We start from the raw sequence: 25,695 nt of genomic DNA on the forward strand, positions 1-25,695 counted from the left end.
CAGCATGGCCTGTAATCGGTATCTGGTTCACCGCCTTGGGTGTCAGCACAATGGCGTTCAACTTGAACGGTTTCAACTTCAACCAATCAATTATTGACTCTGAAGGTCGTGTGATTGCAACTTGGGCTGATGTAATCAACCGCGCTAACCTGGGTATGGAAGTAATGCACGAGCGTAACGCTCACAACTTCCCTCTGGATTTGGCTGCTGGTGAAATTGCTCCTGTGGCTCTAACCGCCCCTGCGATCAACGGTTAATTCGGAAGTTTCGTTAAATCGGAAAGCGCCCTCTCGTAAGAGAGGGCGCTTTTTAGTTTGAACAATCAGCTAAATATAGCGGTTCTCGAATGGAAGCAATACAGTCTCACCTCTCTCCAAACCTCTCTCCTAAAAGGAGAGAGGCTTTGAATCTTACTCCCCTTCCCTTGTAGGGAAGGGGCTGGGGGTTAGGTCTGTATTGCACTCAACTAAGAAGCGCTATAATACCCTGGTTTCCGGCAGGTTATCGCTGAATTTCAGGGTAATTTAGCACAATATTAATCTGCTAAATCGCGGGATGGAGTATTGCTCAAAAAGCAAAACCCCCTAAAACCTGAGGTTTTCTGTTAAAGCCAGCAGCGGGATTTGAACTCGCGACCTTCCGATTACAAGTCGGATGCACTACCACTGTGCTATGCTGGCGGGTTTGGCGTAGGCGTAGTTCAGCCTAGGCATCGCTCTCAATTAGCAACCACAATTTATTATTGTACCATAATCAATTTATTTGTCTACCCTTAATTGCTAAAAAATATCTCCCTCTTCAGAAATTAGGCTAAAAGACCAGAAACTTTGCCAATATCGCTGCTTTTGTGTGCCTAGATGGTTAAGTTGGCGTTGCAAGTGTGATCAACCAAAAAAATCAGCGATTAGAATCACCAGTAAACCAAAAACTTTTTCTGCAAAGAGCGATGCCTGCGGCGGGCTACGCCTACGCTAAAAGTTTTGTCACTTATGATACTTGCAATTACGGGATACTCTAACCAGCAGACATAGTAGCCAAGACACGAGAATAATGTAAACAGGACTTACGCAAAAAGTCTCTGCAACTCTTATTTCTTGGCGTACTTGGCGTAGTTGGCGGTTCGTTTTTTCATGATTTTGCGTAAGTCCTAGTAAAGTTTTTTAACTACTTTTCGTAATTGGTATAACTGGAATTGTACCCAAAAGAAAGTCTGTAACTTCACTGTAAAAGACTCACTTAATTTGAAAGAAAATAAGGAAAAGCTGATGAAAACAAATCTTAGAACGAGAGCGGCTTTGACAACAAGTTTAATGATGGGCAGCATAACGCTCCTATCGCCAAGTGTAGCACTTTCACAATCTATTAGTGTTGGTACTTATACCGGATATCACGGTAACACTCAAGGTTCGGGATCAAATACAGTACTAAATATTAATGGTACTTACAGATGTACTGAGGGAACTTGTTTTACTGCTACAATGACTTTTCCAAATTCAGGGTACTTTGAAACAGATATTGCTACTGGGCATTTCTCAGGTACAAACTTCACTCTACGACGGTATATCCGTCCATTGAACTACGTTCAAACCTGGAACGGTATTACAAGTACTACAGGAGTCAGTGGTAATTGGTTCACTGATCCAGAGCCTTTTAACAGAGGAGTTTTCAATCTAAACCGATAAAATTCAATTGTGTTGTCAAAAATAATATTTTCAGCTACTGGGCAGCCGCACGGTACTGGCTGCCCTAATTAGGTCGTATGGACACCCAAATAGGTGTTGAGCCGAGATGCGGATACCGTTGGCGAATTCCCCAAACAGCTAAACTGAACCGATTAGTTCAGTAATGAAACAATTGAGAGCCTTCTGAGCAGTAGCTTACGCAAGTGTGATTAGCATAGGTGTAGCCCGCACTTCTCTACGAGAGGCTGCGCCAACGGCAAGCTCAGTGACCACCGCAGGCATCACTCTTTGAAAAAAACTTTTTGGTTTACTGATAAATTAATACTCATAGCAAAAGCTAACTCAAATCCTGGGCTGAACCCAAAAATATCTAGTCAGTTCTAAAATTATATTTTCTTGGCACAGCTGAATAAAGGAACAGAAATATATAATTATTTTTTACAGATTACAAGCATGGCAGCATTGCTCGGACGAGATTTATTAAGTCTAGCGGACATCAGTCCTACGGAACTTCAAGAACTCCTGCAATTGGCAACTCAACTTAAATCACAACAGTTGAAGTTGCAATGTAATAAAGTTTTGGGGTTGCTGTTCTCCAAAGCTTCAACTCGTACACGGGTAAGTTTTACAGTCGCGATGTACCAACTGGGTGGACAGGTAATTGATCTCAATCCTAATGTCACTCAAGTTAGTCGCGGGGAACCTTTACAGGATACAGCGCGAGTGTTAGACCGATATCTGGATATTTTGGCAATTCGCACTTTTGCACAGCAGGATTTGGAAACTTTTGCTCACTATGCCAATATTCCGGTAATTAATGCGCTTACCGATGCAGAACATCCCTGTCAGGTATTAGCGGATTTATTGACGATTCAAGAAGGCTTTGGCACTCTTGCTGGGTTAACTTTAACCTACGTGGGTGATGGAAATAATGTCGCTAATTCTTTGATGTTGGGCTGTGCTTTGGTGGGGATGAATGTTAGAATTGCCACCCCTAGCGGATATGAGCCAGATTCTAGGATTGTAGAACAAGCAAGAGCGATCGCTAATCACAAAACTGAAGTCCTTCTCACTCATAATCCAGAACTAGCGGCTAAGGGAGCTGCTGTACTTTACACTGATGTTTGGGCGAGTATGGGGCAAGAGGCAGAGGCAGACAATCGGATGCCAATTTTCCAGCCTTACCAAATTTCGGAGCAGCTATTGAGCCTTGCTGATCCACAGGCAATTGTTTTACACTGCTTACCAGCCCATCGCGGCGAAGAAATTACCGAAGCTGTTATTGAAGGTTCTCAATCACGAGTTTGGGAACAGGCAGAAAATCGCTTGCACGCTCAAAAGGCTTTGCTTGCCAGTATCTTAGGGGCGGAATGAAAAAAGTTAGGAGTTAGGAGTTGGGAGTTAGGAGTTGGGAGTTAGGAGTTAGGAGTTAGGAGTTGGGAGTTGGGAGTTGGGAGTCAGAGTAGTAAGTGTGCTGCTGGCTCTTAACTATTTAATTTGTAAAGAATCAAAAATAAATGGGTAAAAGAAAATAAAATAATCTTGCTTTTGACTTAGGATATTTTTACTTTTCTCTTGTTATGGGGAGTTTTTTGTAGTACTAATGTTCTAAAGACATTTATAATTACTTCCCCCTTTATTTATGGAACGTCTAACGGAAGCTCAACAAGAACTTTACGAATGGTTGACAGAATACATCCGATCGCACCAGCATTCGCCTTCAATTAGACAAATGATGCAAGCGATGAACTTGAAGTCACCAGCACCAATTCAAAGTCGCTTAGAACATTTACGCGCTAAGGGATATATAGAATGGACTGAAGGCCAAGCGCGAACGATTCGGATTTTGCGGTCTGTGAAGCAAGGTGTACCAATTTTGGGCACGATCGCTGCTGGTGGTTTAATAGAACCATTTACTGATGCTGTAGATCATTTAGACTTTTCTAATTTCGAGTTACCTCCCCAAACCTATGCTTTGCGCGTAGCTGGCGATAGCATGATTGAAGATTTAATTACTGATGGCGATGTGGTATTTCTGCGTCCAGTAGCAGAACCAAATCATTTGAAAAATGGCACCATCGTCGCCGCCAGAGTAGATGGATTTGGTACGACATTAAAACGTTTTTATCGGAGTGGCGATCGCGTTACCCTGAAACCAGCAAATCCTAAGTACAATCCCATTGAAGTCATGGCTCAACAAGTACAGGTACAAGGTTCTCTCATTGGTGTTTGGCGTGGTTACAACTGAGTAACAAGAAAGTTAGAAGTTAGGAGTTAGGAGTTAGGAGTTATGAGTTATGAGTTATGAGTTTTAAATTACTAACTCCCAACTCCCAACGCCCAACGCCCAACGCCCAACTCCTAACTCCCAACGCCCAACGCCCAACTCCCAACGCCCAACTCCCAACTCCCAACTCCCAACGCCCAACTCCCAACTCCCAACGCCCAACGCCCAACTCCCAACTCCCAACGCCCAACTCCCAACGCCCAACTCCTAACTCCTAACTCCTAACTCCTAACTCCCAACTCCTAACCCCCCTATGTACCTGACGTCAAATTCAGTGCAGCAAAAACTGCCCACTTTCCGCTTGAAATTACCAATTGCAAGGGAAATTTTGGGCAGTTATTATACTCCGCAACCATTACCAGGATGCCCAAGAATGCCTATGTCTCTGCAATTACGGCAATATCAGCGACAAGCGATCGCTAGCTGGTTTACTAACAATGGTAGAGGGACGCTGAAAATGGCTACTGGTAGTGGTAAAACAATTACCGCATTAGCGATCGCTTGTGAATTATATCAGCAGATTAATTTACAAGTTCTGTTGGTGGTATGTCCCTACCGCCATCTCGTCACCCAATGGGCGCGAGAATGTGAAAAATTTAATTTGCAACCCATTTTAGCTTTTGAGAATCTACGCACTTGGCAAAGTCAACTTTCTACCCAAATTTATAATCTGCGTTCTGGTTCTCAAAGATTTGTCACGGTGATTACTACAAACTCTACTTTAATTGGAGATGGATTTGGGTCTCAACTCAAATATTTTCCCGCCAAAACTTTAATTATTGGGGATGAGGCGCATAATTTAGGCGCACCCAAGTTAGAAGAAAGTTTACCGCGCAGTGTGGGGTTGAGATTGGCTTTATCTGCCACACCGGAGAGGTATTTTGATGATTTTGGTACACAATCTTTATTTGATTATTTTGGCCCAGTTCTCCAGCCAGAGTTTACTTTGAGGGATGCGATCGCTCAAGGTGCTTTGGTACATTATCTGTATTATCCAGTGCTGGTAGAGTTAACTGAAGCCGAAAGTATTGCTTATTTAAAGCTAACTAAAAGAATTGGGCGATCGCTACTATATAGAGAACGAGAAAATGGGCAAGCAGGAAATTTTGAAGACAATGAAGATTTAAAGCCGTTGTTGATGCAACGGGCAAGATTAATTGGTGCGGCGGAAAATAAATTAACCGCCTTGCATGAATTAATGATAACTCGCCGCGAAACTACTCACACTCTTTTTTATTGTAGTGATGGTTCCCAAGATGCGGGACAACGTTCGTCGCTACGCCAACTCAAAGCTGTTGCTAAAATTCTGGGGGCGGATTTAGGGTATAAGGTAAGTACCTATACAGCCCAAACAACTTTACAAGAACGAGAAATTTTGCGTCATCAATTTGAAAGCGGGGAATTGCAAGGTTTAGTCGCAATTCGTTGTTTAGATGAAGGTGTAGATATTCCGGCAATTCAAACTGCGGTGATTTTATCTAGTTCCGGTAATCCGCGCCAATTTATTCAGCGACGGGGGCGGGTTTTACGTCCTCATCCTGCTAAGGAACGCGCAACAATATTTGACATGATTGTTTTACCACCAGATTTAGATAGAGAAACCATAGAAGTTGAGCGTAATCTGTTGAAGAAGGAATTGCGCCGCTTTGTGGAGTTTGCTGATTTAGCTGATAACGCAGGCGTTGCAAGAATGAAGTTACTTGATTTACAAAAGCGGTATGGTTTATTAGATATTTGATGATGAATTATATAGTTGTATTTTTTTGTAAAATTTTTCGAGTTTTGAAAAAAGAAGCATCAAATATGAAATAATAAAATAATGAGTTTGATCGTAATGGGATGTAAGTAAAAATTTTAAAGGCACTTACATCCCATTATGATCTAGACTGTTGATATTAATCATAACAGAAGTCGATTAAATAATAAAGTCTTTTTTCAAAGAAAATTAGAAATTGGAAAAAATAGTTTTTGCCAAATTAAAGATAACGCTAACAGTAGCTTTACGGAGGTAAATACAGCACTAGAGAAAGTTAAAATATAGAAAAAGTATATTTCCAAACCGAAGATGTCACAAGAGGCGAATATCGATGATGTGCAGGAGCTAATAACCAACGCTCCGCCGGAAGTACGGCAAATTATTGAGCGGGTATGGAAGCTGGAAAAAGGCAGACTAGATAAGAAGATTAACAGCCATATAAATGATAATATTGTGGACATTATTAAGGAAGAGGTGCGATGAAGCTGACTTCAATCAAGCTATGCAACTTTCGCTCCTTTTATGGTACAACACCAGAGATGATCTTAGCGGGTGGAGATGTTAACAACACAACGATTATTCATGGCAATAATGGTTCTGGAAAAACTAGTTTACTAAATGCCTTTACTTGGGTATTATATGAAAAATTTAGTGCAGCATTTGCATCCATAGAACAGTTAGTAAATAAGCGTGCGATCGCAGAGGCTCAAAAAAGTCAAGCTGTAGAATGTTGGGTAGAAATTGGCTGGGAACATGAAGGTAAACGCTATCGAGTTAAACGCGCCTGTCGGGGTTATAAAAACGAAAATGACTTAGACGCTGGCAAAACTCAATTAACCATGTGGGTTGGTGCAGATGATGGCAAATGGAATATACCAACTCAGCAACCAGACGATATAATTAATCAGATTTTACCCGCTACTTTACATCAATATTTTTTCTTTGACGGCGAACGAATTGAAGAAATAGTCCGTTCTGATAAAAAAGCTGAAATTGCTGAAGCTACAAAAATCTTCTTGGGTGTGGAGGTAATCAACCGTTCTATCAGACATTTAGGAGATGCTAAAAAAACTTTAGAAAATGATTTAAAAGCTATTGGTGATTCCCAAACAAAACAACTATTACGACAGCAAGAAAAAATAGAGCGAGAACGTGAACGCATTAACAAACGGCAAACGGAAATTAAAGAAGAGTTAGAATATCAACAAACTTTTAAAAAAGAGACAAGTAACCGTTTAAGAGAACTAAGTGCTGCTAAGGAATTGCAAGAGAGATGGCAAAATTTAGAATCGCAAAAAGCGGCGAATCAAGAAGAATATAAAAAAACTAAAGAAGCACTGAAAAAAGTTATTTCCACACGGGGTTATACCGTTTTACTGTCAGAAACTACATCCCAGTTTCGAGGAATTATCAATGATTTGAAGCAACGAGGCGAGTTAACATCAGGAATTTCGCGGGAATTTATCAATGATTTACTCAATTCTCAACGCTGTATTTGTGGTGCAGAGTTACACGAGGGTAATCATTCTCATACTCATGTGAGTACTTGGTTAAATAAAGCAGGTTCTTCGGCGGTAGAAGAAACTGCAATTCGGATGATAGCTCAAGTAGATGAAATTGACAAGCAAGCCATAGGTTTTTGGGAAGAAGTTGATAGAGAACAAACTAGAATTAATCAATTAAGGCAAAGCATATCTCAGATTGAAGGTGATTTAGACAATATTCAAGAACGATTGCGAAAAGATGCTAATGAAGAAATTAGCAGTTTGCAAAAACGGTTAGATGAAATTGAAAGTAAAATTGATGAATTAAATAGAGAACAAGGTGCAAATCAGCAGCAAATTGCTCAACTCACAACCGAAATTGAAGATTTGAATAAACAAATCAGCAAACAAAAGCTGAATGAAGACAAGCAAACTTTAGCACAGCGACGGATTAACGCTACTCAAGATGCAATCGAACGGTTAACAGAAGTTAAAAATCGTCAAGAACAACAATTTCGTCTGCAATTAGAAAAGCGAGTGCAAGAGATATTTACTGAGATTTCTGTAACTCCATATATTCCTAAAATTAGTGATAAATATGAACTGACATTAGTAGAAAATACTACAGGTATAGAAGCACCTGTTGCAGCATCCACCGGGGAGAATCAAATTCTCAGTTTATCTTTTATAGCTAGTATTATTGACAAAGTGCGGGAATGGAGTGAAAAGCGAAAAATGATGATGATTCCCGATAGTAGCACTTTCCCAATTGTCATGGATTCACCTTTTGGTAGTTTGGATGAGAATTCGCGGCGACATATTGCCAAGACAATTCCCCAATTAGCGAATCAATTGATAGTTTTAGTTACTAAGACTCAGTGGCGAGGTGAGGTAGAAGCAGAAATGACAAATAGAATCGGTAGAGAATATGTGCTTACCTATTATTCATCTAAGCCGGATTGTGAACAAGATTATATTCAGTTGGGTGGTGAAAGATATCCTTTGGTGAAACAAAGTCCAAATGAGTTTGAGTATACTGAAATTATCGCGGTTGAACGTAATCTTTAAAGGATAAAGTTATGGTTGCGAGTCCAGACGGAAAGTATATGACTCCCCAAGAATACCTGGAATGGGAAGAACACCAAGATATTAAATACGAATATATCAATGGTGAAGTCTTCGCTATGACTGGCGGTACTATTCCCCATACTAGTATTGCCTTAAACTTAGCTTCGGCATTAAAAAGTCACCTCCGAGGAAGTTCCTGTCGTGCTTTTATGGCAGATGCAAAAGTAGGAGTAACTGAGAACGGCCCGTTTCATTACCCGGATGTTGTAGTGAGTTGTGATGAAAGAGATAGACAAGCGATTAAATTTATTCAGTATCCTTGTTTAATTGTCGAGGTTCTTTCGCCAAGTACAGAAGCTTACGATAGAGGCAAAAAATTTATTCAGTATCGCCGTATTCAGACTTTACAAGAATATGTCCTCATTGATGCTGAAAAAATTAGTTTAGATTGCTTTCGTATAAATGACAAAGGGATTTGGGAATTACATCCTTATGAAGAAGGGGATGAGGTTAATTTAACTAGCGTTGATTTTCGCTTTCCTATTTCTTTGGTTTATGAGGATGTTCAGTTTGCAATATAGGTTTTGGAGAAACGAACCGCCAAGGCGCAGAGGACGCAGAGAGAAGAGAAGATGTAAAATTTAAATTATCCTTGATTAAATCATACCTTGCCAAGTGCGTAGGTGTAGGCATCGCTCTTGGCTTTCGGTTAAAATAGCTACACATTAAATATTATAACAATGGCGGAAACTGGCAGAATCAGGGTTGCTAAAGATAAGGCTGAGTTGGTGAAGGATTTAACATCTTCAGATGGTGCAACAGGGCCTTTTAATACTTTTGCTGATGTGATTGTGTTTGCAGCAGCTTTGGGTGCAAAACATAAAAGGCGGGTGGTTTTGGGAGAGATTTCTAAAAGGGAACCATCGCCAATACCCCAAGAACAGTTTATAGTCAGGGGATATAATACGGTAATAAATTTAATAGCAATTGCTGAAACTCAAGACATAAAAGTTTTATCTCTCGAAGAAGGAAACAATAACGAAAAACGTAATTATATTTTTGAAGAATATGCCAATGGTGGACTTGAAATCTTACAATCAGAAATCCGGGGTGCAGTAGATTATTCTGAAAGGATTTTATTGATTCTCAGCCATGAAAGGTTTCAAGATAACTCCCAAGAAGAGGATTTTGATTTAAGCAAATTTATTTCATAAAACACTATCAATCTACGCTTAAGTAGGTCGGCACAATTAAAGCTAACTGGCTAAGGCTGTCATTTGTCATTTGTCCTTCGTCATTTACAAGGGTTTTAAGCCTATTTACGTTTCGTAACATATTTAGGTTTTTTCGCGCCAACTTACTTATCTTCACAGCCCCCAGTTAAATGCATGAGCAAAAAGTTTTGTAACAATTGTAGCTGGTTTGTGTAAAAGTCGCGATCAATACATGAGATATATATAAATTCGCAGCTTGGTGCGTACTGATTCGAGGTCTTTTATGACTAATGACTGGAGAAAACAACTAAATACACAGCTTAAAGAATTAGCGATCGCAGCCCAACAATACACACACCTAACTAAGGAAAAGCGGATAGCTTTAACACGGCTGATTAATGCTATTTGGCAATCAGGTAAGCTTGTTCATCCTTATAAAGGTCAATTTCAACTACTTTATGAAGATATTTATGATGAGGCAGTACAAAATTTATTTTTCTATCTTTGTCAAGACAACAATATTAATAAGTATGACCCAGAACGCGGCGAAGTAATGACTTGGGTCAATATGCTATTAACTAAACGTTTTTTTCCAGAAGCTATCCCCAAAGTTATGGGTAAAGAAAATGAAATAAATCTCGAAAGTTCTAGCTGGGAAAATCTACCCTCGTCTCAGCCTATGTCTTTATTTGAACAAGTAAGAGAATGTATAGAAGCTGACCCAGAATTAATTTTTTCCAAGGAACACATCAAAGGTCATCCAGAGGCAAATTTTCAAGCTATAGCTAAAAGAAGATGTTCAGGTATTTCCTGGAAAGATATTTCAGCAGAATGGGGCATTGGAATCACCTGTTTACATAATTTTTACCAACGTTGTTTGAAAAAGTTTGCTAATAAGTTTCAGGAATATTTATATATTTAATATTTAAAATAATCTAATTAGTTAGGCAAAAAATATGAGCAAAATCAGAGAATTTTTAAGATTTTCAGCCCCGATACCTGTAGATGGAAGGCATCGAGCAGAAGAGTTACGCCGGCAACAAGCCACCCAAGCAAAAGCTGAACAAGTTTATCTCAATACTCTATCTGTGTCTTTCGCCAATTCTTATCTACGTTGCATGGGATTTGAGACAGACTTGAATAAAAGTAACAGTTGGAATGTCATAGAACAGACACTGATGGATGTCGCTGATTTGTCGCTAAAGAACTTGGGCTTGTTAGAATGTCGCCCAGTATTAGAAGATGCACAATTTGTTTATGTGCCGCCTGAAGTACAATCAAATCGAATTGGCTATGTAGCTGTGCAAATCAGCAAATCATTTAGAGAAGCAACACTGCTGGGATTTGTCAAGCACGTACAAACTGATTTGTTCCCGATTAACGAATTGCAACCTTTAGACAATTTATTGGAGTATTTAGAAGAACTTTCTCAATTCCAGCTTGCTGAAATAGCTGATGATTCCCTTACCTCTAATCAGGATTTAGTGAAACTGAAGCAGTGGCTGGAGAATATTTTTGAAGCCGGTTGGCAAGAAATTGAAACTCTTTTAGGCACTGAAGGTGTCAATCCAGCAGGGAGTCTGAGAAGTGAAGCAGGTGCTTTTATTAGTAGGGGCAAGCTGATTGATTTCGGAAAAGTTTTGAGGAATCAAGCAGTGATTTTAGTCCTGAGTCTGCCTCCAAACAATGAACAAGAGATGGACATTATCATAGAAGTTCATCCGACAAATGGACAAGATTATCTGCCGGAAAATCTTCATTTAATTGTGCTAGATTTTGAAGGGGCATCTGTGATGGAAGCCCAAACTAGAAGCAGCAATAAGAATATTCAATTGGAGTTTAGTTGTGAGGTGGGAGAACGTTTCAGCATAAAACTTGTTCTGGGAGATATCAGCATTATAGAAAATTTTGCCATTTGTTAAGAACAACAGCAGGGGGGTGCTGCCAATGAGAAAGTTAGTTGTGCTGAAGCTAGATGGCGATTTGCACTTAGGCGTGCAAGTGACACTGGAGATTGGGGAAGAGGGCAAACGCCCGACTACAGAAATGACTGGCAAGCTGCCCTCCAACCTAGATATGGCAACAGCAATTGCCCAGTGGGAATCTACATATCGCAACTTGTGGAAATTTACCCGCATCAAAGCCAAAAAAATTATTTACGATGGTTCTATCTCCCAGCGACGTAAGGAGTGCGACACAAAAGCTAGTGAGGTGCGGGAGCATCTGAATAACTGGTTGCTGTCAGAGTCTTTTCGTCCCGTGCGGGAAAAATGGCTTAAACACTTGATGCCAGATGAAGAAGTGCGGGTGTTGATTCGCACTCATTGCTTGCAACTCAAAAAACTTCCTTGGCATTTGTGGGATTTGATAGACCGAGATTACCTCAAAGCTGAAGTTGTTCTCAGCATTCCAGAATCAGAACCAGTAACAGCTGCATTGCAGACATCTACCTTTAGGAATAAAATTAGAATTTTGGCAATTTTGGGCGATAGCCAGGGTATTGATGTGGAGCAAGACCGCCAGTTACTAGAGAAATTACCTAATGCCACTACAACCTTTTTAGTAGAACCTCAATATTCAGATATCAACGACAAATTGTGGAAACAACCTTGGAATATTTTATTTTTCGCAGGTCATAGTAAGAGTGAGGCTGAAACTAGTTGTATCTATATTAATGAGACAGATAAATTAACAATTGATGAACTCAGATATGCCCTGAGAAATGCTGTTGCCAACGGTTTACAATTAGCGATTTTTAACTCCTGTGATGGATTAGGATTAGCGCGAGAACTACAAGATTTGCAGATTCCGCAAATTATTGTCATGCGGGAACCAGTTCCAGATCAGGTAGCTCAAACATTTTTAAAGCATTTTCTAGAGGTTTTTTCATCAGGACAATCTATATATGCTGCGGTTCGCACTGCCAGACAAAGGCTCAAAGGAATAGAAAAGGAATATCCAGGTGCAAGTTGGTTGCCAGTAATTAGCGAACATCCTGCCGTAGTGCCAATAACTTGGTTAAAGTCCCGATGGTTTTTTAATACTCGTCGTCTCGAAAGTTTGTTACTTTTGAGTTTGCTGGTAACTGCTGGTGTATTAGGAATCAGACACCAAGGAGGATTGCAAACATGGGAGTTGCTCTCATACGATCAATTAATGCGATCGCGTCCACAAGAAAAGCAAGATTCGCGCCTTTTGATAGTCACTATAACTGAAGATGATCTTTACCTACCAGAGCAGAAGCAAAGAAGTGGCTCACTGTCAAATCTTGCACTGGCGCGACTGTTGGACAAACTTGCACAGTTGAAACCGCGAACCATTGGCTTGGATATCTATCGTAGCGAACCAGTACAACCTAACCAAGCTTATTTAACCACTCGTTGGCAAACAGATGACAATTTATTTGCAATTTGTAAAGTTAGCGATCGCACACAAAACTATCCAGGAGTTCCATCTCCAAAAGGGGTTCCACCAGAACGCCAAGGATTTAGTGATATTATCCCAGACTCAGATCATGTTTTGCGTCGTCATTTATTAGCAATGCAACCAGCAGACCCAACGTCCCCATGTACTGCACATTACGCCCTTAACGCCCAACTAGCATTCCACTACTTAAAGAAAGAAGGAATTTCTGCTCAATACACCCCCCAAGGGGATTTGCAGCTAGGTAACGTTGTTGTTAAACGGTTGGGTTCACGAAGTGTCTCCAAAGGAAAATCGCACATCGGAGGCTATCAACAAGCCGATACACGGGGCTATCAAATATTGCTCAATTACCGCTCTTATCAAGGTTCTCCTTTAGAAATTGCTCCTAAAGTCACGCTCACAGATGTTCTTAAGGGTAAGGTCAACCCTGATCAAGTCAAAGACCGAATTGTTCTCATTGGTACTACTGCCCAAAGCTTCCGTGATTATATTCCTACCCCTTACATGAGTGAGCAGGGTTCTTCTCAAGAAATACCGGGGGTGATTCTGCAAGCACAAATGGTCAGTCAGTTAGTGAGTGCTGTTATGGATAGGCGACCTTTGATAAGAGTTTTACCTGTTTGGGGTGAAGTGTTGTGGATTTCAGGTTGGTCTGTGGTTGGAGGTGCGTTCGGCTACGCCGTGTCGCAGACACTCGCTTTGATGGTATTGCAGACATTCCCTATTGGCGATCGGTCGGGAGTATATTTAGTACTAGCGGGAGGATGTGTACTTGTAATCTTATACGTTCTTTGCTTAATTCTATTTTATCAGGGCATTTGGGTTCCCTTAGTTCCGTCAACCTTGGTTTTAGTCGTTACTGGCGGTACAGTGGCGATTTACCTATCTTCACAACCAAGTCTGCAACAACTTATTTCTACAAAGTGATACCAATTTGAAAAATGATTGGTTCCGCAGGAAAGTCTAAAATCCAAAATGGTATGAGTCATAAAAACATGAAATTGTCTAAGTAAGTCGGTGAAAATAAATCAAACTATGTGACGAAACGTAAACAGGCTTGAAATCCTTACCAAGGACGAATGACAAAGGACAAATAACAGCCATCACCAGTTATCTTTAATTGCGCCGACCTACTTATGCAAAAGATTCAAATTTTCCTCGCCGTTAGTTTAACATTCCTTAGCTGTATACAAGTGCGGGCAGAGCCTCAAGACTCCAAGGAACAATTAAATAACTCATTGATTTTCGCTGCGCCGCCTCCACCAGTAGACACCGGAGAACCAGGTAAGCGAACAGAAGCAGGTAGCCGTGGCTGTAGTCAGGAGATGAACAAGCCCCTGACTTCTTCTCAAAAGCGACTCACAGCCTTAGTACCTATTTATTCAAATCCAGAATTGGTCTTTGGAACAACGATCGCTGGGTATCCTAGTTTTTTATTTTATGTTCCTTATTCATCCGACTTTGCCTATGGAGAGTTTGTGCTAGAAGATGAAGCCCAAAATCAAACTATTTACAAGACTTCTTTAACGGCGACACCTGGAGTAGTCAGCCTTCGTTTGCCGTCAAAAGCAGCACCTCTGGAGACAGGTAAGCGGTATCGTTGGTATTTCAACATATACTGTAATAAAGACAATCAAATTGTTGCTAATGTTGAAGGGTACGTAAAACGGGAGCGACCGAACCCTGCTTTGAAAACTCAATTGGAAAAAGCGACACCAACCCAGCGCGTAACCCTTTATGGAACCAATGGTATTTGGTATGACGCGTTGAGCGTTGCTAGTGAACTGCGTCGCATCAATTCGCAAGATCCTTCTTGGACGGCGATGTTGCAAGCTGTTGGTTTGAATGATTTTGCAACTGAACTAAACGTGGAGTGCTGCAACTTAGAAAGTTAGCAGTGAAGGACGTATTTGTCAATATTCGTTTATATTTTCAGTAAAACTTTTCAATACTGCGTAGGTTTTTAATATTTGTAGGTTGGGTTGAGCGCAATGCGAAACCCAACAAACCCCGCTCTTCGGTTGGGTTTTGTTCTACACATTTTTTATTTTTTTGCCAAAAGCTGCGCAGTAAGTAAGTCGGTGAAAATAAATTAAACTATGTAACAAAACGTAAATGGGCTTGAAACCCTTACCAAGGAGGAATGACTAAGGACAAATGACAGCCATCACCAGTTATTTTTAATTGCGCCGAGCTACTTATTGTAAGTTGATACAATCCCATTGTCAGGCGATGCAATGGCATTCCAGTCCCAGTGAAGTCCAATGCTAACTTGCTCTACAAGATGCAGAGTTAAACCAAGGACTATGGGGCGTGGTGGGAACATTTGCTGTCAGGACGACTTCCCCTTTTTCGTTTAGCACCAAATCAGTAGCTTCTATGATGCGTTCTGGTGCAGGGGTAGTTGTTTTGGTGGGAAAATATGGGCGATCGCGGCGATCGCCCTTTGGATTGAGAGTCACCAAATCTACTTGCACTGCATCAGTGCTGAGGGCATCGCCTGGGTTAGGGGGCAAGCCACCGCGTCCAGTGATCATAAATTTACTCTCAGCTATAGTTCCACCAGCTTGACAGGTCTGTGCTACTTCAGTATCAACTGCTATTGTTGGCAACTCAATTAAGCCACTGTTGGGGTCTACATCAGGTGTGTTGATTTCTACATTCCCACTGAACTCAGAACTTACCCCAGTGGCGGTGATGTCGCTTGTTTTATTAGATGCGATATCTCGGAATTGTATACCAAAGATCCCTTGGGCATTGATTCGCACATTTCCACCACGGAAGTTAGCAGAATCGGCCCTGATATCGCTATTTTCAAAACCAACAAGAAAATCGGTGTTAATGTTAATGTTGCCGCCGATGACGTTTTCTCCTGTGGCGTTGGTGAAGATGTTGCTATTGCGACTCATTATTAAATTTTCCGAGTTAATGTTAATTGTCGCTTGCTCCTTATTCGGCTCAATTCCAGCACTTTGTGTGTTCCCGATAAGTAAGGCATTATTATCTAAACGGATGGAGGGAGAATTTAATGTCATGATACCTGCGGTTCCTGTTCCCAAACTCTGCACGGTTATTGCAGCTCCATCTCGTACTAACAAGGTATTGGTTTTAATCATCAAATCACCCGCATCCCCTGTTGAGTCTGGCTGTGCGGAAGCACCCAAAGCACTGCCTCTACCAATGATTTGCACATCTTGAGCATCAACGGTCAAACTTCCGCCCTTACCCCCACCAAATGTAGAAGCACCTACCTGTGCCCCATCTCGCACTAGCAGGGTATTAGTTTTAATCGTCAAATCTCCCGCATTCGCTGTTGAGTCTGGCTGTGCAGAAGCAAACAAGCCACTGATAGACTGACCATCGGCGCTTGTACCAATCAGTTGCACATCCTGGGCATCAACTGTCAAATTCCCCCCCTTGCCCGTACCAAATGTACCAGTACCCACCTGTGCCCCATCTTTAACTAGCAAGGTATTAGTTTGAATCGTCAAATTACTCGCATCCCCTGTTGAGTTTGGCTCTGCGGAAGCACGCAAGCCACTGGGAAACTGATTATCGGCGCTTTTACCAATCAGTTGCACATCTTGGGCATCAACCGTCAAACTTCCGCCCTTGCCGGAGCCAAATGTGCCAGCACCCACCTGTGCCCCATCTCGCACTAGCAAGGTATTAGTTTGAATCGTCAAATCTCCCGCATCCCCTGAGTTTAGCTGTGCGTCAGCAAACAAGCCACTGCCAACCTGACCGGCACTTCTACCAATCAGTTGCACGTCTTGGGCATCAACGGTTAAATTTCCCCCTTTGCCTGAACCAGCTGTATTACTTAAAACCTGTGCCCCATCTCGCACTAGCAAGGTATTAGTTTTAATAGTCAAATCTCCCGCATTCCCTGTTGAGTTTAATGCGGAAGCAGCAAACAAACCAGTGCTAACCTGATCATCAGCTTTTCTACCAATCAGTTGCACGTCTTTGGCATCAACCATTAAATTTCCTCCCTTGCCCCCACCACCAGTACTAGCATTCACCTGTGCCCCATCTCGCACTAGCAAGGTATTAGTTTTAATAGTCAAATTTCCCGCATTCCCTGTTGAGTTTTCCTGTGCAGAAGTACCTAAGCTACTGGCAGCCTCACCATCGGCTGATTCACCAATCAGTTGCACGTCTTGGGCCTCAACGGTTAAATTTCCCCCCTTGCCCACACCACTAGTACTAGCACTCACCTGTGCCCCATCTCGCACTAGTAAAGTATTAGTTTTAATCGTCACATCTCCCGCATCCCCTGTTGAGTTTCGCACTGCAGAAGCAAACAAGCCAGTTCTAACCTGACCATCGGCTGATTCACCAATCAGTTGCACGTCTTGGGCATCAACGGTTAAATTTCCCCCTTTGCCTGAACCAAAGATAGCAGTACTCACCTGTGCCTGATCCTCAACTTGCAAAGTCTTAGCACTGATATTGACATCACCTCCCTGTCCATTTGCTTCTGCTAGCATTAAATTAAAAATGGAACTCCCATTATTAACATTGATTGCGACCGTTGCATTCACCTCAATATTTCCCGCCTTACTATTATCAAAACCCAGTCCCCTATCTATGCCTGCAATCAGAAAACTTCCTGTCATCTCGATATTCCGGGCATTAACCGCGATACTTCCGCCATCATTAGCAATCACATCTACTCTCGCGCCATTGCTGAGGAAAACATCACTTCTTTCTACACTGTCGGTGAAACTCAAACTTAGATTATTACCATCCTCATTCAACCCAACCGTTCCTGCACCAGCTAATCCACCTAACTCAACTCGCCCACCAGAAGCAAACAATCCTCCACCATCCATTTTGATGTCACCACCTACCAACAGCAAACTATTGCCATCTGGTACGCGCAAACCAACTGAGTTATTTTCGATAGATGCGGTTTTGATTTGATTAAATAGTAAGGCGGAAGGATTGACCGTTAGCAGTGATGAAGAACTTTCTGGATTTGAAGCACTAAAAAAACCTTGATTGCCAAAAGCGATCGCCGACGCTGTAGTCGCTACAAAAGAACCACCAATATTCAACGAAGCATTACGCCCAAAGATAATTCCATTAGGGTTAATCAGAAACAGGTTGGGATTGGAGTTACCAAATGTGCCAATGGTTCCCAAAATCTTGGAGGGTTTACTACCTGTAACGCGGGCGAAAATATTCTGAATATCCGCGCTGCGACTGTAGAAATAGGCTCTTCGTCCTTCAGCTACATTGAATTCCAGAAAACTATGGAATAGATTTGTACCTCGCTGCGCCCCACCATCGATGACGTCAACAGGTGAGTCAGGAGTAAAAGGTGTGACCAAAGAACTTTCAGCACCCAGCGTATTATCAGGTATGGGCTTGAGTTCTTGAGCTAGGGCGCAATTTGCACTCCAAACGCTCGCACTAGCGATCGCAATCCCTATAAACCAGCCCCAACGATTACTCATCTCAGACATTGTACACCCCTAAGCAAACAGCAGTTGCAGAACTTTGGTTATGTCATACTACTAATGTGGGTTTACTGGTGGTTCCAGTAACCTTTGCCTAATTCTCAGTTTCAATGGCGCTAGTTTTACACAAAACCTTGTATTTTATTTACAGAAATTTATAATACACATCTCCATAAATTAAATATGCGTTACCCAGAACCCTTGTAGAGACGTAGCACTGCTACGTCAAAACAATTCTTTGCTACGTCAAAACAATTCTTTTTCACCAGATGTCTAATTGTAAGTCGATGCAATGGCATTGTCGGTCGATGCATAAGCATTGTCGGTCGATACAATGGCATTGTCAGTCGATACAATGGCATTGTCAGTCGATACAATGGCATTGTCAGTCGATACAATGGCATTGTCAGCCGATACAATGGCATTGTTGGTCGATACGATATTGGAACCAAATATCATAATTAAGTAAGTCGGCAAGAATAAATCAAACTATATTACGAAACGTAAATACACCTGAAACCCTTATAAATGACGAAGGACAAGTGACAAATGACAGCCTTAGCGAGTTAGCTTTATTTGCGTCGCTCTACTTACAGCCAATTACCTAGCAGAACATAGGGTGCCCAAAACATGGGACGTTTGTACTTAGTACTCTGTAAAAGAGCCAGTTGAGCGCGACGCAGTGCTTCGGCTTTAGTCAGTTTTTTGTTACCTAACTCTTGGTAAAATTGACTCATTAACACAGTGGTGGACTCATCATCCAAGTTCCATAGAGAAGCGATGGTACTACGCGCTCCTGCTTGGAAAGCAACACCAGCAATTCCCAGTCCAGCCCGTTCGTCTCCAGCAGCTGTTTGACAAGCACTCAAGATGAGCAATTCAATAGCTTCAGGTCGGTTTTGCTCTATAGTTCGCACTAATTGATTAAACTGCTTGACATAAATACGGTCTTCCCAAGCGACAATAAACGTTTCCTCAGCTTTGGAGCTAAACTGACCATGAGTTGCAAGATGAACGACTGGGAAAGGTAGAGAATTAATTCGATTCTGCAAAGCCGATCTGGTAAATTCTTGATTGAGAAGTATGCTGCTAGGTACTTGAGAGCGGATTTCTTCTAATTCAAGCTTGACGTTGGGTAGTGCAGAAAATCCAGAACTTGGTTCAGACAGTCCTGCGGCTATTGCCTTTAATTCTTTCTGAAATGGTTTAGGTTCAATCAGTTGCAAACCAGGGGTGAGTGCAATGCCATACTTCTCAATTAAATATTGTTTGCCGTCAAAGAGAGTTGCCATCGGGATATTCCGCAACCAACCATCAAGCACAAACACCAAAGTAGGAGTTTTGCTGTCAGCCAAGTCAATTTCAGCAGGTTTAATCAGCCAGTTGTAGACTTTTTGCGATAAAGACTGAACCTGTCGCAGTGTGTGGGGCTTTGTTAAATTTTCCTGTAGTTGCTTTAAAGTACTTTGCACTTCCTTTTCACTTACAGCAGTAGCGTAGTGCAGCCAGGGTTTTTGCGGTAACTGCAAAATCACCTCTAGTCGGTCTGGCAAAATAAATGGATAGATGACTGCTGCCGTTGTTTGGTCTTGTTTTTTACTTGAAATCTGAGCATTCAAACAGGTGTTACGAAAAAAGTTGTCAAGTTCTGCTACTTGCAGTAATTCGATTGTAACGCTTGCTTTTTCGATATTTTTTTGACTCGGTTCGGAATTTCCCTCAGGTTGCAAAAGCAATTCTACTAGTTCCCGGTATACAGGTTCAACTTCATCCCGAAAGGAAAATTTCACCTCAGGATTAACCGCAACTAAGTCGTTACGTAAGGCTTGGAGGTTGTTAACTGCTTCGGTGTAGGCTACAATAGCTTCTTTAATATCTCCTTTAGCTTTCAGCAAACGTCCCAGCTGCCATTGCCACCGATAAGCAATATCTTTAGCATCCATAGCTTGAGCCATCAGCAAGGCTTGCTCAGTAAGGTTTTGTGCATGAGACCTCTGCTGAGTTTGTTCGTACACCTGTGCCAAAACACCAAGAGCATAGGATTCAGTGCGTCTATCTTGCAAGCTTTTCGCTTGCTGGACAGCAGTTGAAAGTATTTGAGCAATATCCAACCATGAAGGAGTGTCTACGGTGGTATCTTTTTTGAATTGCGTTAGACTCTCGGCAAAGTTGATGCGAGCAGAAATTGCTGTGCGACTGGGGGTTAAGTCAGCAATGAGGCTTTGGATTTGAGACAATAACGCGGGAAAATCTTTGAATTGCTTAGTTTTCAGCAGTAGCCTGAGTTGATTGACTTGAGCTTGGATGCGGGTGATCGGTGAGAAGGCAGTGCTGGCAGCTTGATGATAATAATCTACAGCTTGTGGAGTTTGCCCTAAAGCGCGGGCTGTATTGCCTAAACTAAGCAGAATATCACCTGTTGCTTGCTTATCTGGCAACGATAAAGCTACTTCTAAACTTTGCTGTAATTTCTGCTGGGATTGTTCTAAATCACCTGTGACTTGCAGAACGTTGCCGAGGCTACGCAGTCCTGTAACTTTAATCGGTGAGTTGGGTTGACTTTGGAGAATTTTAGTACTTTCCTCTAACGTCTTCTCGGCTTGACGATAAAACCCCAAGGCTTGTAAAGCTTGCGCTTGGTTAATGCGATTTTGAAGAACTGCCTGTTTGTTACCTATTTTGGTATAAATGTCAAGTGCTTGTTGCCAAGTATTGAGGGCATCTTCAGCTTTACTTTGAGCCAGTTGCAGGCGACCTTGGATATCTAGGACTTGAGCGTGGATTTGAAAGCGGTGTTTGGGGTCTAGATTTTGGGCAGTTTGTAATAAGTTGAGACTTTGAGCGATCGCACCTTCTGCCTCAGTCCACTGTCCAAGTTGCTGATAAGCTAATGATAAATTACCCAGTGCGATCGCTTGCCTGAGTTGATCTCCATTGCCTTGGAATGCAGAGATAGCCTGTTGCCATGTTGTAGCAGCCTCAGCAAACCGTTCGGCTTCATAGAATTTTCTGCCCTGTTCATACAAGTTTTGGGCATGGGCATCGCTTTGAACACTAGAGTTTTCCGAAGTTATATGTCCAAAGGTGGGTGGCAATAAAAGAGCGCTTAAGAATATACCCAAAAGCAGCAGTACACTTAAAAAGCGTTTGATTTTCCGTAATCTAGATTTTTTTAATACCATATTTTTGCCCTCACTCGCACTGCGTCTTTATTAAAAATAGACAGTGTAAGTTGCGATATCAACCTTCCTACTGTTGATTTAACGCACGGCAATCGGCTGGATTCTGCCAGGAAGAATGAGGCGTGACAGTGGCTGCATTCGCTGTAAGAATTACATCGCCATTAGCAGCGATCGCCCAACCACTAGCTTCTACTATGGGATCTGGTGCTGGGCTAGTAGGATTTGTGGAAACTGCTGGAGTAGAGGATTTACCTACTTCTGGGTTGAGAGTCACCAAATCTACCTGCACTGCGTCCGTATTGAGGGCATTGCCTGGGTTAGGTGGTAAGCCGCCGCGTCCAATGATAGTAAAACTGCTTTTAGCTACACGGCTACCTCCGGTACAGGTCTGTGCTATTTGGGTATCAACTGGTACGGTTGGTAAGTTGACTAAGCCACTGCTGGGGTCGATATCCGGCGTGTTAAGTTCTACAGTGCCGTTTACACCAAACTCAGAACTAGCGGTGATATCCGAAAGAAAAGTTGGGAACTGGCTCTTTTGAATGCCGTAGATACCAAAGGCTTGAATATCTACTCTCCCACCACTGCCTGTGTAAGCATTAGCAGTGATGTCGCTATTTTCGCTGGGGACGGCAACGATGAAGCCCGACGGGGCATTAATGGTGATGTTGCCACCATTACCACCAGCTTTTTCTGTACCTGCGGTGGTGGAGATTTGAGCGCCATGACGCAGAAGCAGTAAATCAGTTTGTATGTTGATGTCGCCACCGTTACCCGATGCAGATTGAGCGTTAAGTCTGCCACCGTTATCTAAGGTAACTTTGGGTGAGGTGACGATAATATCTCCAGCAGTACCCGTCGGACTTTGGGAGTTAACGAACAAGCCAGTGTTAATGTTTGAGTTGTTACCAGAAATGGTGAAAAAATCAGCAGCATTAACTTTGATTGCACCTGCATTACCTTGTCCAAAGGTTTCGGCAGTAAGTAAAGCGCCATCTCGTAATGAGAAGGAACCAGAATTGATATTGATGTTACCCCCATTGCCAACTGTCCCCCTATCCACAAAGCTGCCAATCCCACTTAAACTGTTTTTCCCCCCAGCAATATCAACTGACCCAGTAACATTAACATTGACATTCCCCGCATCCCCCCGGCCTGCCGGTTGGTTATTAAATGCACCACGAGTAAGGGTTTGCAATTGACCGCCATCTTTGAGTGATAATGTTGCAGCATTGATGTCGATATTGCCACCTTTACCTACACTCCCAGCATCCACCGTGCTGAATATCTTACCGTTTGCGAGGGAAACAGCATCTCGTGCCCGTACTGTTACATTTCCCGCATTCCCTTGTCCAAATGTTGAGGCAGAAACTCGAGCGCCTTCTCGTAACAAGAATGAACCAGAATCGATAGTAATGTTACCCCCATTGGCAACTGTTTCCGTTTTTTCCTGACTGAAAATCGCACTAAAAAAACCATTTTTCTCCCCAGCAATATCAACTAACCCAGTAACATTAACATTGACATTCCCCGCATTCCCTTGTCCAAATGTTGAGGTAGAAAGTTCAGCGCCGTCTTGTAACGAAAATGAATCAGAATTGATAGTAATGTTACCTCCATTGCCAACTGTCCCCGTTTGCACACTGCTGCCAATCCCACTAGGAAAACCATTTTTCCTCCCAGCAATATCAACTGACCCAGTAACATTAATATTGACATTCCCCGCATCCCCCCGTCCTGCTGGTTGGGTATCAAATGCACCACGAGTAAGGGTTAGCAGTTCAGCGCCATCTTTGAGTGATAATGTTGCAGCATTGATGTCGATACTGCCACCTTTACCGACACCCCCTGATTCCACCGTGCTGAGGATGCCAGCATTACCAGCGAGGGAAACAGCATCTCGTGCTTGCACTCTCACATTCCCCGCATTCCCTTGTCCAGAAGTTGAGGCTTCAAGTCCAGCGCCGTCTTGTAGCGAGAATGAACCAGAATTGATAGTAATGTTACCTCCATTGCCAACTGCCCCCGTTTGCACATTGCTGCCAATCCCACTAGGAGAATCATTTTTCCTCCCAGCAATATCAACTGACCCAGTAACATTAATATTGACATTCCCCGCATCCCCCCGTCCTGCTGGTTGGTTATTAAATGCACCACGAGTGAGGGTTAGCAGTACAGCGCCATCTTTTAGCGAGAGGGTTGCAGCATTGATGTCGATATTGCCACCTTTACCTACACCCCCTGCTGACACGGTGCTGAAGATGGAAGCTTCTGCAAGATCAACAGCATTTTTGGCGCGTACTGTCACATTCCCTGCATTCCCTTGTCCAGAAGTTGAGGTAGAAAGTTGAGCCTGATCGCGTAACGAGAAAGAATTAGAATCGATAGTAATGTTACCTGCATTACCAACTGTCTCCGTGGACACAACGGTGCTAATCCCACTTAAACCGTTTTTCCCCCCAGCAATATCAACTTTTCCAGTAACTTTCACATTGACATTTCCCGGATCCCCCCGTCCTGCTGGCTGAGTAGTAGATGCACTACGAGTAGTGGTTAGTAGTTGAGCGCGATCAATTAGTGATAGTGTCGCAGCATTGATGTCGATATTACCTCCCTTACCCACACCTCCGGCTTCTACGGTGCTGAAGATGGAAGCTTCTGCAAGGGAAACAGCATCTTTTGCACTCACTGTCACATTACCTGCATTCCCTTGTCCAAAAGTTGAGGTTACAAGTTGAGCGCGATCGCCTAACGAGAATGAACCAGAATCGATAGTAATATTGCCCCCATTACCTTTTGAACCTAAACGCACAAGATTACCAACTATGCTCCCACCAGCAACTTTGATTGACTCGGTAGCATTAAGCGTAATATCTCCGGCAACAGTTTCAGGTGTCCCCAAACCTTGCCCAATACCACCGCTTAAAATACTTCCTCTCAATATCTCTAGATTCTTAGCATTGACTGCAATATTACCGCCACCAGCCCCAGTTACAAATACAGCTGAACTATTAGTAAGGGATACGGAAGTTCGCGCAACATGATCAGGAAATTTCAAACTGAGATTATCGCCATCTACACCCAACGCTACAGTACCAGGTTCGCCCAACCCTCCTAACTCAACTCGTCCACCATTAGCATTTAATCCTCCCCTATCCATGCTGACATTACCACCCACCAGCAGTAAACTTTTACCATTTGGTACTCGTAAACCAAATGCAATTGAGTTGTTTTGAATCGCTGCATTTTGATTAATCTGGTTAAACAGTAATGCTGAAGGATTAATAGTCAACAACGGTGAAGGGATATTTTTTTGAGTGGCGCTAAAAAATCCGATATTTCCAAATTGCAGTGCATTGGCTGTAGTCGCAACAAAAGAACCACCAATATTTAATTGAGCATTCTGACCAAATATAATTCCATTGGGATTAATTAGAAACAGGTTGGCGTTGCCCAATACACCCAGTCTTCCTAAAATATTAGAAGGATTACCCCCCGTTACTCGGCTGAGAATGTTGTTAATTCCATCTGGATTTGTGAAATAAACTCCTCGTCCTTGATCAATATTAAATTCTCGAAAACTGTGGAACAGGTTTGCTCCTCGCCGCGCCCCACCATCAATCAGGTCGCTAGGGACACCATTGATATCAACATTAGGTGTAACAACAGAACTTTCAGCGCCTAAGGTATCATCAGCTATGGGTTGGGCAATTGCAGAATTTACTCCTAAAGCGATCGCCCCACTCATCCCGATGCAATCTAGCATCAATTTCCAGCGCCAATTCCTGCTAGTAGTCATTTGATGAACTTGCCTTCAGAAACAAAGAGTCTTTGAGTTGATACAGTCCATTACCAATGAAGATAAGGGCAAAGTAAAGGGTACTTACGACGATGCGATCGCAATGATCTTTGCTCACTTTTTTTGAACTTGGGCGTTGCCTCTATCAAATATTACAACTATAGCGCTTCTTAGTTGAGTGCAATACAGACCTAACAAGAACAGCCCCAACCCTTGTAGCGTTGGGGAGTAAGATTCAAAGCCTCTCTCCTTTTTTAGCTGAAACAGCAATTCATCCCACGTCTCACTTTTAGGAGCGTGGGATGAATTGCGAGTGAGTTGACGACAGT

Annotated in this window: 18 protein-coding genes, 1 tRNA gene and 1 pseudogene; 16 read left to right on the forward strand and 4 right to left on the reverse strand. The window is 42.4% G+C overall.

Annotated features, from left to right (window positions below; all coding sequences use genetic code 11):
- Positions 1-257: pseudogene (locus LC605_RS06585) on the forward strand (photosystem II q(b) protein); the annotation flags it as partial.
- 351 nt (positions 258-608) lie between these two features.
- On the opposite strand, the gene LC605_RS06590 reads toward LC605_RS06585, so the two are convergent.
- Positions 609-680: transfer RNA gene (locus LC605_RS06590), tRNA-Thr, on the reverse strand.
- 200 nt (positions 681-880) lie between these two features.
- Here LC605_RS06590 and LC605_RS06595 point away from each other — a divergent pair.
- The 14 genes from LC605_RS06595 to LC605_RS06660 all read left to right on the forward strand — a co-directional run bounded on the left by LC605_RS06595 (position 881) and on the right by LC605_RS06660 (position 14,812).
- Positions 881-1,018: a hypothetical protein gene (locus LC605_RS06595; RefSeq protein ID WP_229546762.1), complete on the forward strand. Its 138-nt coding sequence runs from the start codon at positions 881-883 to the stop codon at positions 1,016-1,018.
- 247 nt (positions 1,019-1,265) lie between these two features.
- The gene (locus tag LC605_RS06600; protein ID WP_229546763.1) at positions 1,266-1,682 is read left to right on the forward strand and encodes a hypothetical protein; all 417 of its coding nucleotides are present in this window, start codon (positions 1,266-1,268) and stop codon (positions 1,680-1,682) included.
- A gap of 453 nt (positions 1,683-2,135) precedes the next feature.
- On the forward strand, positions 2,136-3,056 hold the full coding sequence (argF, locus tag LC605_RS06605; RefSeq protein WP_229546764.1) for an ornithine carbamoyltransferase: 921 nt from the start codon (positions 2,136-2,138) through the stop codon (positions 3,054-3,056).
- A 268-nt stretch (positions 3,057-3,324) separates the two neighbouring features.
- Positions 3,325-3,930, forward strand: coding sequence for a transcriptional repressor LexA (gene lexA / locus LC605_RS06610; protein ID WP_229546765.1), 606 nt, complete (start codon positions 3,325-3,327; stop codon positions 3,928-3,930).
- Positions 3,931-3,986: 56 nt separating this feature from the next.
- A complete protein-coding gene (locus LC605_RS06615) occupies positions 3,987-4,187 on the forward strand; it encodes a hypothetical protein (protein WP_229546766.1) in 201 nt (66 codons plus the stop codon).
- 35 nt (positions 4,188-4,222) lie between these two features.
- Positions 4,223-5,707: a DNA phosphorothioation system restriction enzyme gene (locus tag LC605_RS06620; RefSeq protein ID WP_229546767.1), complete on the forward strand. Its 1,485-nt coding sequence runs from the start codon at positions 4,223-4,225 to the stop codon at positions 5,705-5,707.
- Positions 5,708-6,034: 327 nt separating this feature from the next.
- Positions 6,035-6,208: a hypothetical protein gene (locus LC605_RS06625; protein ID WP_229546768.1), complete on the forward strand. Its 174-nt coding sequence runs from the start codon at positions 6,035-6,037 to the stop codon at positions 6,206-6,208.
- Positions 6,205-8,277, forward strand: coding sequence for an AAA family ATPase (locus tag LC605_RS06630; protein ID WP_229546769.1), 2,073 nt, complete (start codon positions 6,205-6,207; stop codon positions 8,275-8,277). The genes LC605_RS06625 and LC605_RS06630 overlap by 4 nt, the downstream gene beginning before the upstream one ends.
- Positions 8,278-8,288: 11 nt before the next feature.
- Positions 8,289-8,858 carry a Uma2 family endonuclease gene (locus tag LC605_RS06635; protein WP_229546770.1) on the forward strand — a complete coding sequence of 190 codons (570 nt, stop codon included), beginning with the start codon at positions 8,289-8,291 and terminating at the stop codon, positions 8,856-8,858.
- A gap of 159 nt (positions 8,859-9,017) precedes the next feature.
- Positions 9,018-9,491 carry a DNA phosphorothioation-associated protein 4 gene (locus LC605_RS06640; RefSeq protein ID WP_229546771.1) on the forward strand — a complete coding sequence of 158 codons (474 nt, stop codon included), beginning with the start codon at positions 9,018-9,020 and terminating at the stop codon, positions 9,489-9,491.
- Between the two features lie 283 nt (positions 9,492-9,774).
- Positions 9,775-10,413 carry a sigma-70 family RNA polymerase sigma factor gene (locus LC605_RS06645; RefSeq protein WP_229546772.1) on the forward strand — a complete coding sequence of 213 codons (639 nt, stop codon included), beginning with the start codon at positions 9,775-9,777 and terminating at the stop codon, positions 10,411-10,413.
- 34 nt (positions 10,414-10,447) lie between these two features.
- Positions 10,448-11,413 (forward strand): DUF1822 family protein, encoded by a 966-nt coding sequence (locus LC605_RS06650; RefSeq protein WP_229546773.1) that lies wholly within the window; start codon positions 10,448-10,450, stop codon positions 11,411-11,413.
- A 25-nt stretch (positions 11,414-11,438) separates the two neighbouring features.
- On the forward strand, positions 11,439-13,844 hold the full coding sequence (locus LC605_RS06655; RefSeq protein WP_229546774.1) for a CHASE2 domain-containing protein: 2,406 nt from the start codon (positions 11,439-11,441) through the stop codon (positions 13,842-13,844).
- A gap of 209 nt (positions 13,845-14,053) precedes the next feature.
- Positions 14,054-14,812 (forward strand): DUF928 domain-containing protein, encoded by a 759-nt coding sequence (locus LC605_RS06660; protein ID WP_229546775.1) that lies wholly within the window; start codon positions 14,054-14,056, stop codon positions 14,810-14,812.
- Positions 14,813-15,184: 372 nt separating this feature from the next.
- Here the strand turns inward: LC605_RS06660 and LC605_RS06665 are convergent, their stop codons facing one another.
- Positions 15,185-18,382, reverse strand: a complete 3,198-nt coding sequence (locus LC605_RS06665; RefSeq protein ID WP_229546776.1) for an S-layer family protein — start codon at positions 18,380-18,382, stop codon at positions 15,185-15,187.
- 337 nt (positions 18,383-18,719) lie between these two features.
- On the opposite strand from LC605_RS06665, the gene LC605_RS32825 reads away from it, so the two are divergent.
- Positions 18,720-18,854 (forward strand): hypothetical protein, encoded by a 135-nt coding sequence (locus tag LC605_RS32825; RefSeq protein ID WP_267868439.1) that lies wholly within the window; start codon positions 18,720-18,722, stop codon positions 18,852-18,854.
- Positions 18,855-18,975: 121 nt separating this feature from the next.
- On the opposite strand, the gene LC605_RS06670 is transcribed toward LC605_RS32825, so the two are convergent.
- Both LC605_RS06670 and LC605_RS06675 read right to left on the reverse strand, forming a co-directional pair.
- On the reverse strand, positions 18,976-21,567 hold the full coding sequence (locus LC605_RS06670; RefSeq protein ID WP_229546777.1) for a CHAT domain-containing protein: 2,592 nt from the start codon (positions 21,565-21,567) through the stop codon (positions 18,976-18,978).
- A gap of 67 nt (positions 21,568-21,634) precedes the next feature.
- On the reverse strand, positions 21,635-25,366 hold the full coding sequence (locus LC605_RS06675; RefSeq protein ID WP_229546778.1) for a filamentous hemagglutinin N-terminal domain-containing protein: 3,732 nt from the start codon (positions 25,364-25,366) through the stop codon (positions 21,635-21,637).
- Between the last annotated feature and the right edge of the window lie 329 nt (positions 25,367-25,695).

It is taken from the genome of Nostoc sp. CHAB 5836 (genome assembly GCF_020829445.1).
GTDB lineage: Bacteria > Cyanobacteriota > Cyanobacteriia > Cyanobacteriales > Nostocaceae > Nostoc.

Bases quoted from the DNA above. Each gene is read 5' to 3' on its own strand.
- LC605_RS06650 (WP_229546773.1), top strand. From the start codon at position 10,448: ATGAGCAAAATCAGAGAATTTTTAAGATTTTCAGCCCCGATACCTGTA.
- LC605_RS06675 (WP_229546778.1), bottom strand. From the start codon at position 25,366: ATGACTACTAGCAGGAATTGGCGCTGGAAATTGATGCTAGATTGCATC.
- LC605_RS06635 (WP_229546770.1), top strand. From the start codon at position 8,289: ATGGTTGCGAGTCCAGACGGAAAGTATATGACTCCCCAAGAATACCTG.
- argF (WP_229546764.1), top strand. From the start codon at position 2,136: ATGGCAGCATTGCTCGGACGAGATTTATTAAGTCTAGCGGACATCAGT.
- LC605_RS06665 (WP_229546776.1), bottom strand. From the start codon at position 18,382: ATGAGTAATCGTTGGGGCTGGTTTATAGGGATTGCGATCGCTAGTGCG.
- LC605_RS32825 (WP_267868439.1), top strand. From the start codon at position 18,720: ATGGCATTGTCAGTCGATACAATGGCATTGTCAGTCGATACAATGGCA.
- LC605_RS06615 (WP_229546766.1), top strand. From the start codon at position 3,987: ATGAGTTTTAAATTACTAACTCCCAACTCCCAACGCCCAACGCCCAAC.
- LC605_RS06600 (WP_229546763.1), top strand. From the start codon at position 1,266: ATGAAAACAAATCTTAGAACGAGAGCGGCTTTGACAACAAGTTTAATG.
- LC605_RS06630 (WP_229546769.1), top strand. From the start codon at position 6,205: ATGAAGCTGACTTCAATCAAGCTATGCAACTTTCGCTCCTTTTATGGT.
- LC605_RS06640 (WP_229546771.1), top strand. From the start codon at position 9,018: ATGGCGGAAACTGGCAGAATCAGGGTTGCTAAAGATAAGGCTGAGTTG.
- LC605_RS06660 (WP_229546775.1), top strand. From the start codon at position 14,054: ATGCAAAAGATTCAAATTTTCCTCGCCGTTAGTTTAACATTCCTTAGC.
- LC605_RS06620 (WP_229546767.1), top strand. From the start codon at position 4,223: ATGTACCTGACGTCAAATTCAGTGCAGCAAAAACTGCCCACTTTCCGC.
- LC605_RS06655 (WP_229546774.1), top strand. From the start codon at position 11,439: ATGAGAAAGTTAGTTGTGCTGAAGCTAGATGGCGATTTGCACTTAGGC.
- lexA (WP_229546765.1), top strand. From the start codon at position 3,325: ATGGAACGTCTAACGGAAGCTCAACAAGAACTTTACGAATGGTTGACA.
- LC605_RS06625 (WP_229546768.1), top strand. From the start codon at position 6,035: ATGTCACAAGAGGCGAATATCGATGATGTGCAGGAGCTAATAACCAAC.
- LC605_RS06670 (WP_229546777.1), bottom strand. From the start codon at position 21,567: ATGGTATTAAAAAAATCTAGATTACGGAAAATCAAACGCTTTTTAAGT.
- LC605_RS06645 (WP_229546772.1), top strand. From the start codon at position 9,775: ATGACTAATGACTGGAGAAAACAACTAAATACACAGCTTAAAGAATTA.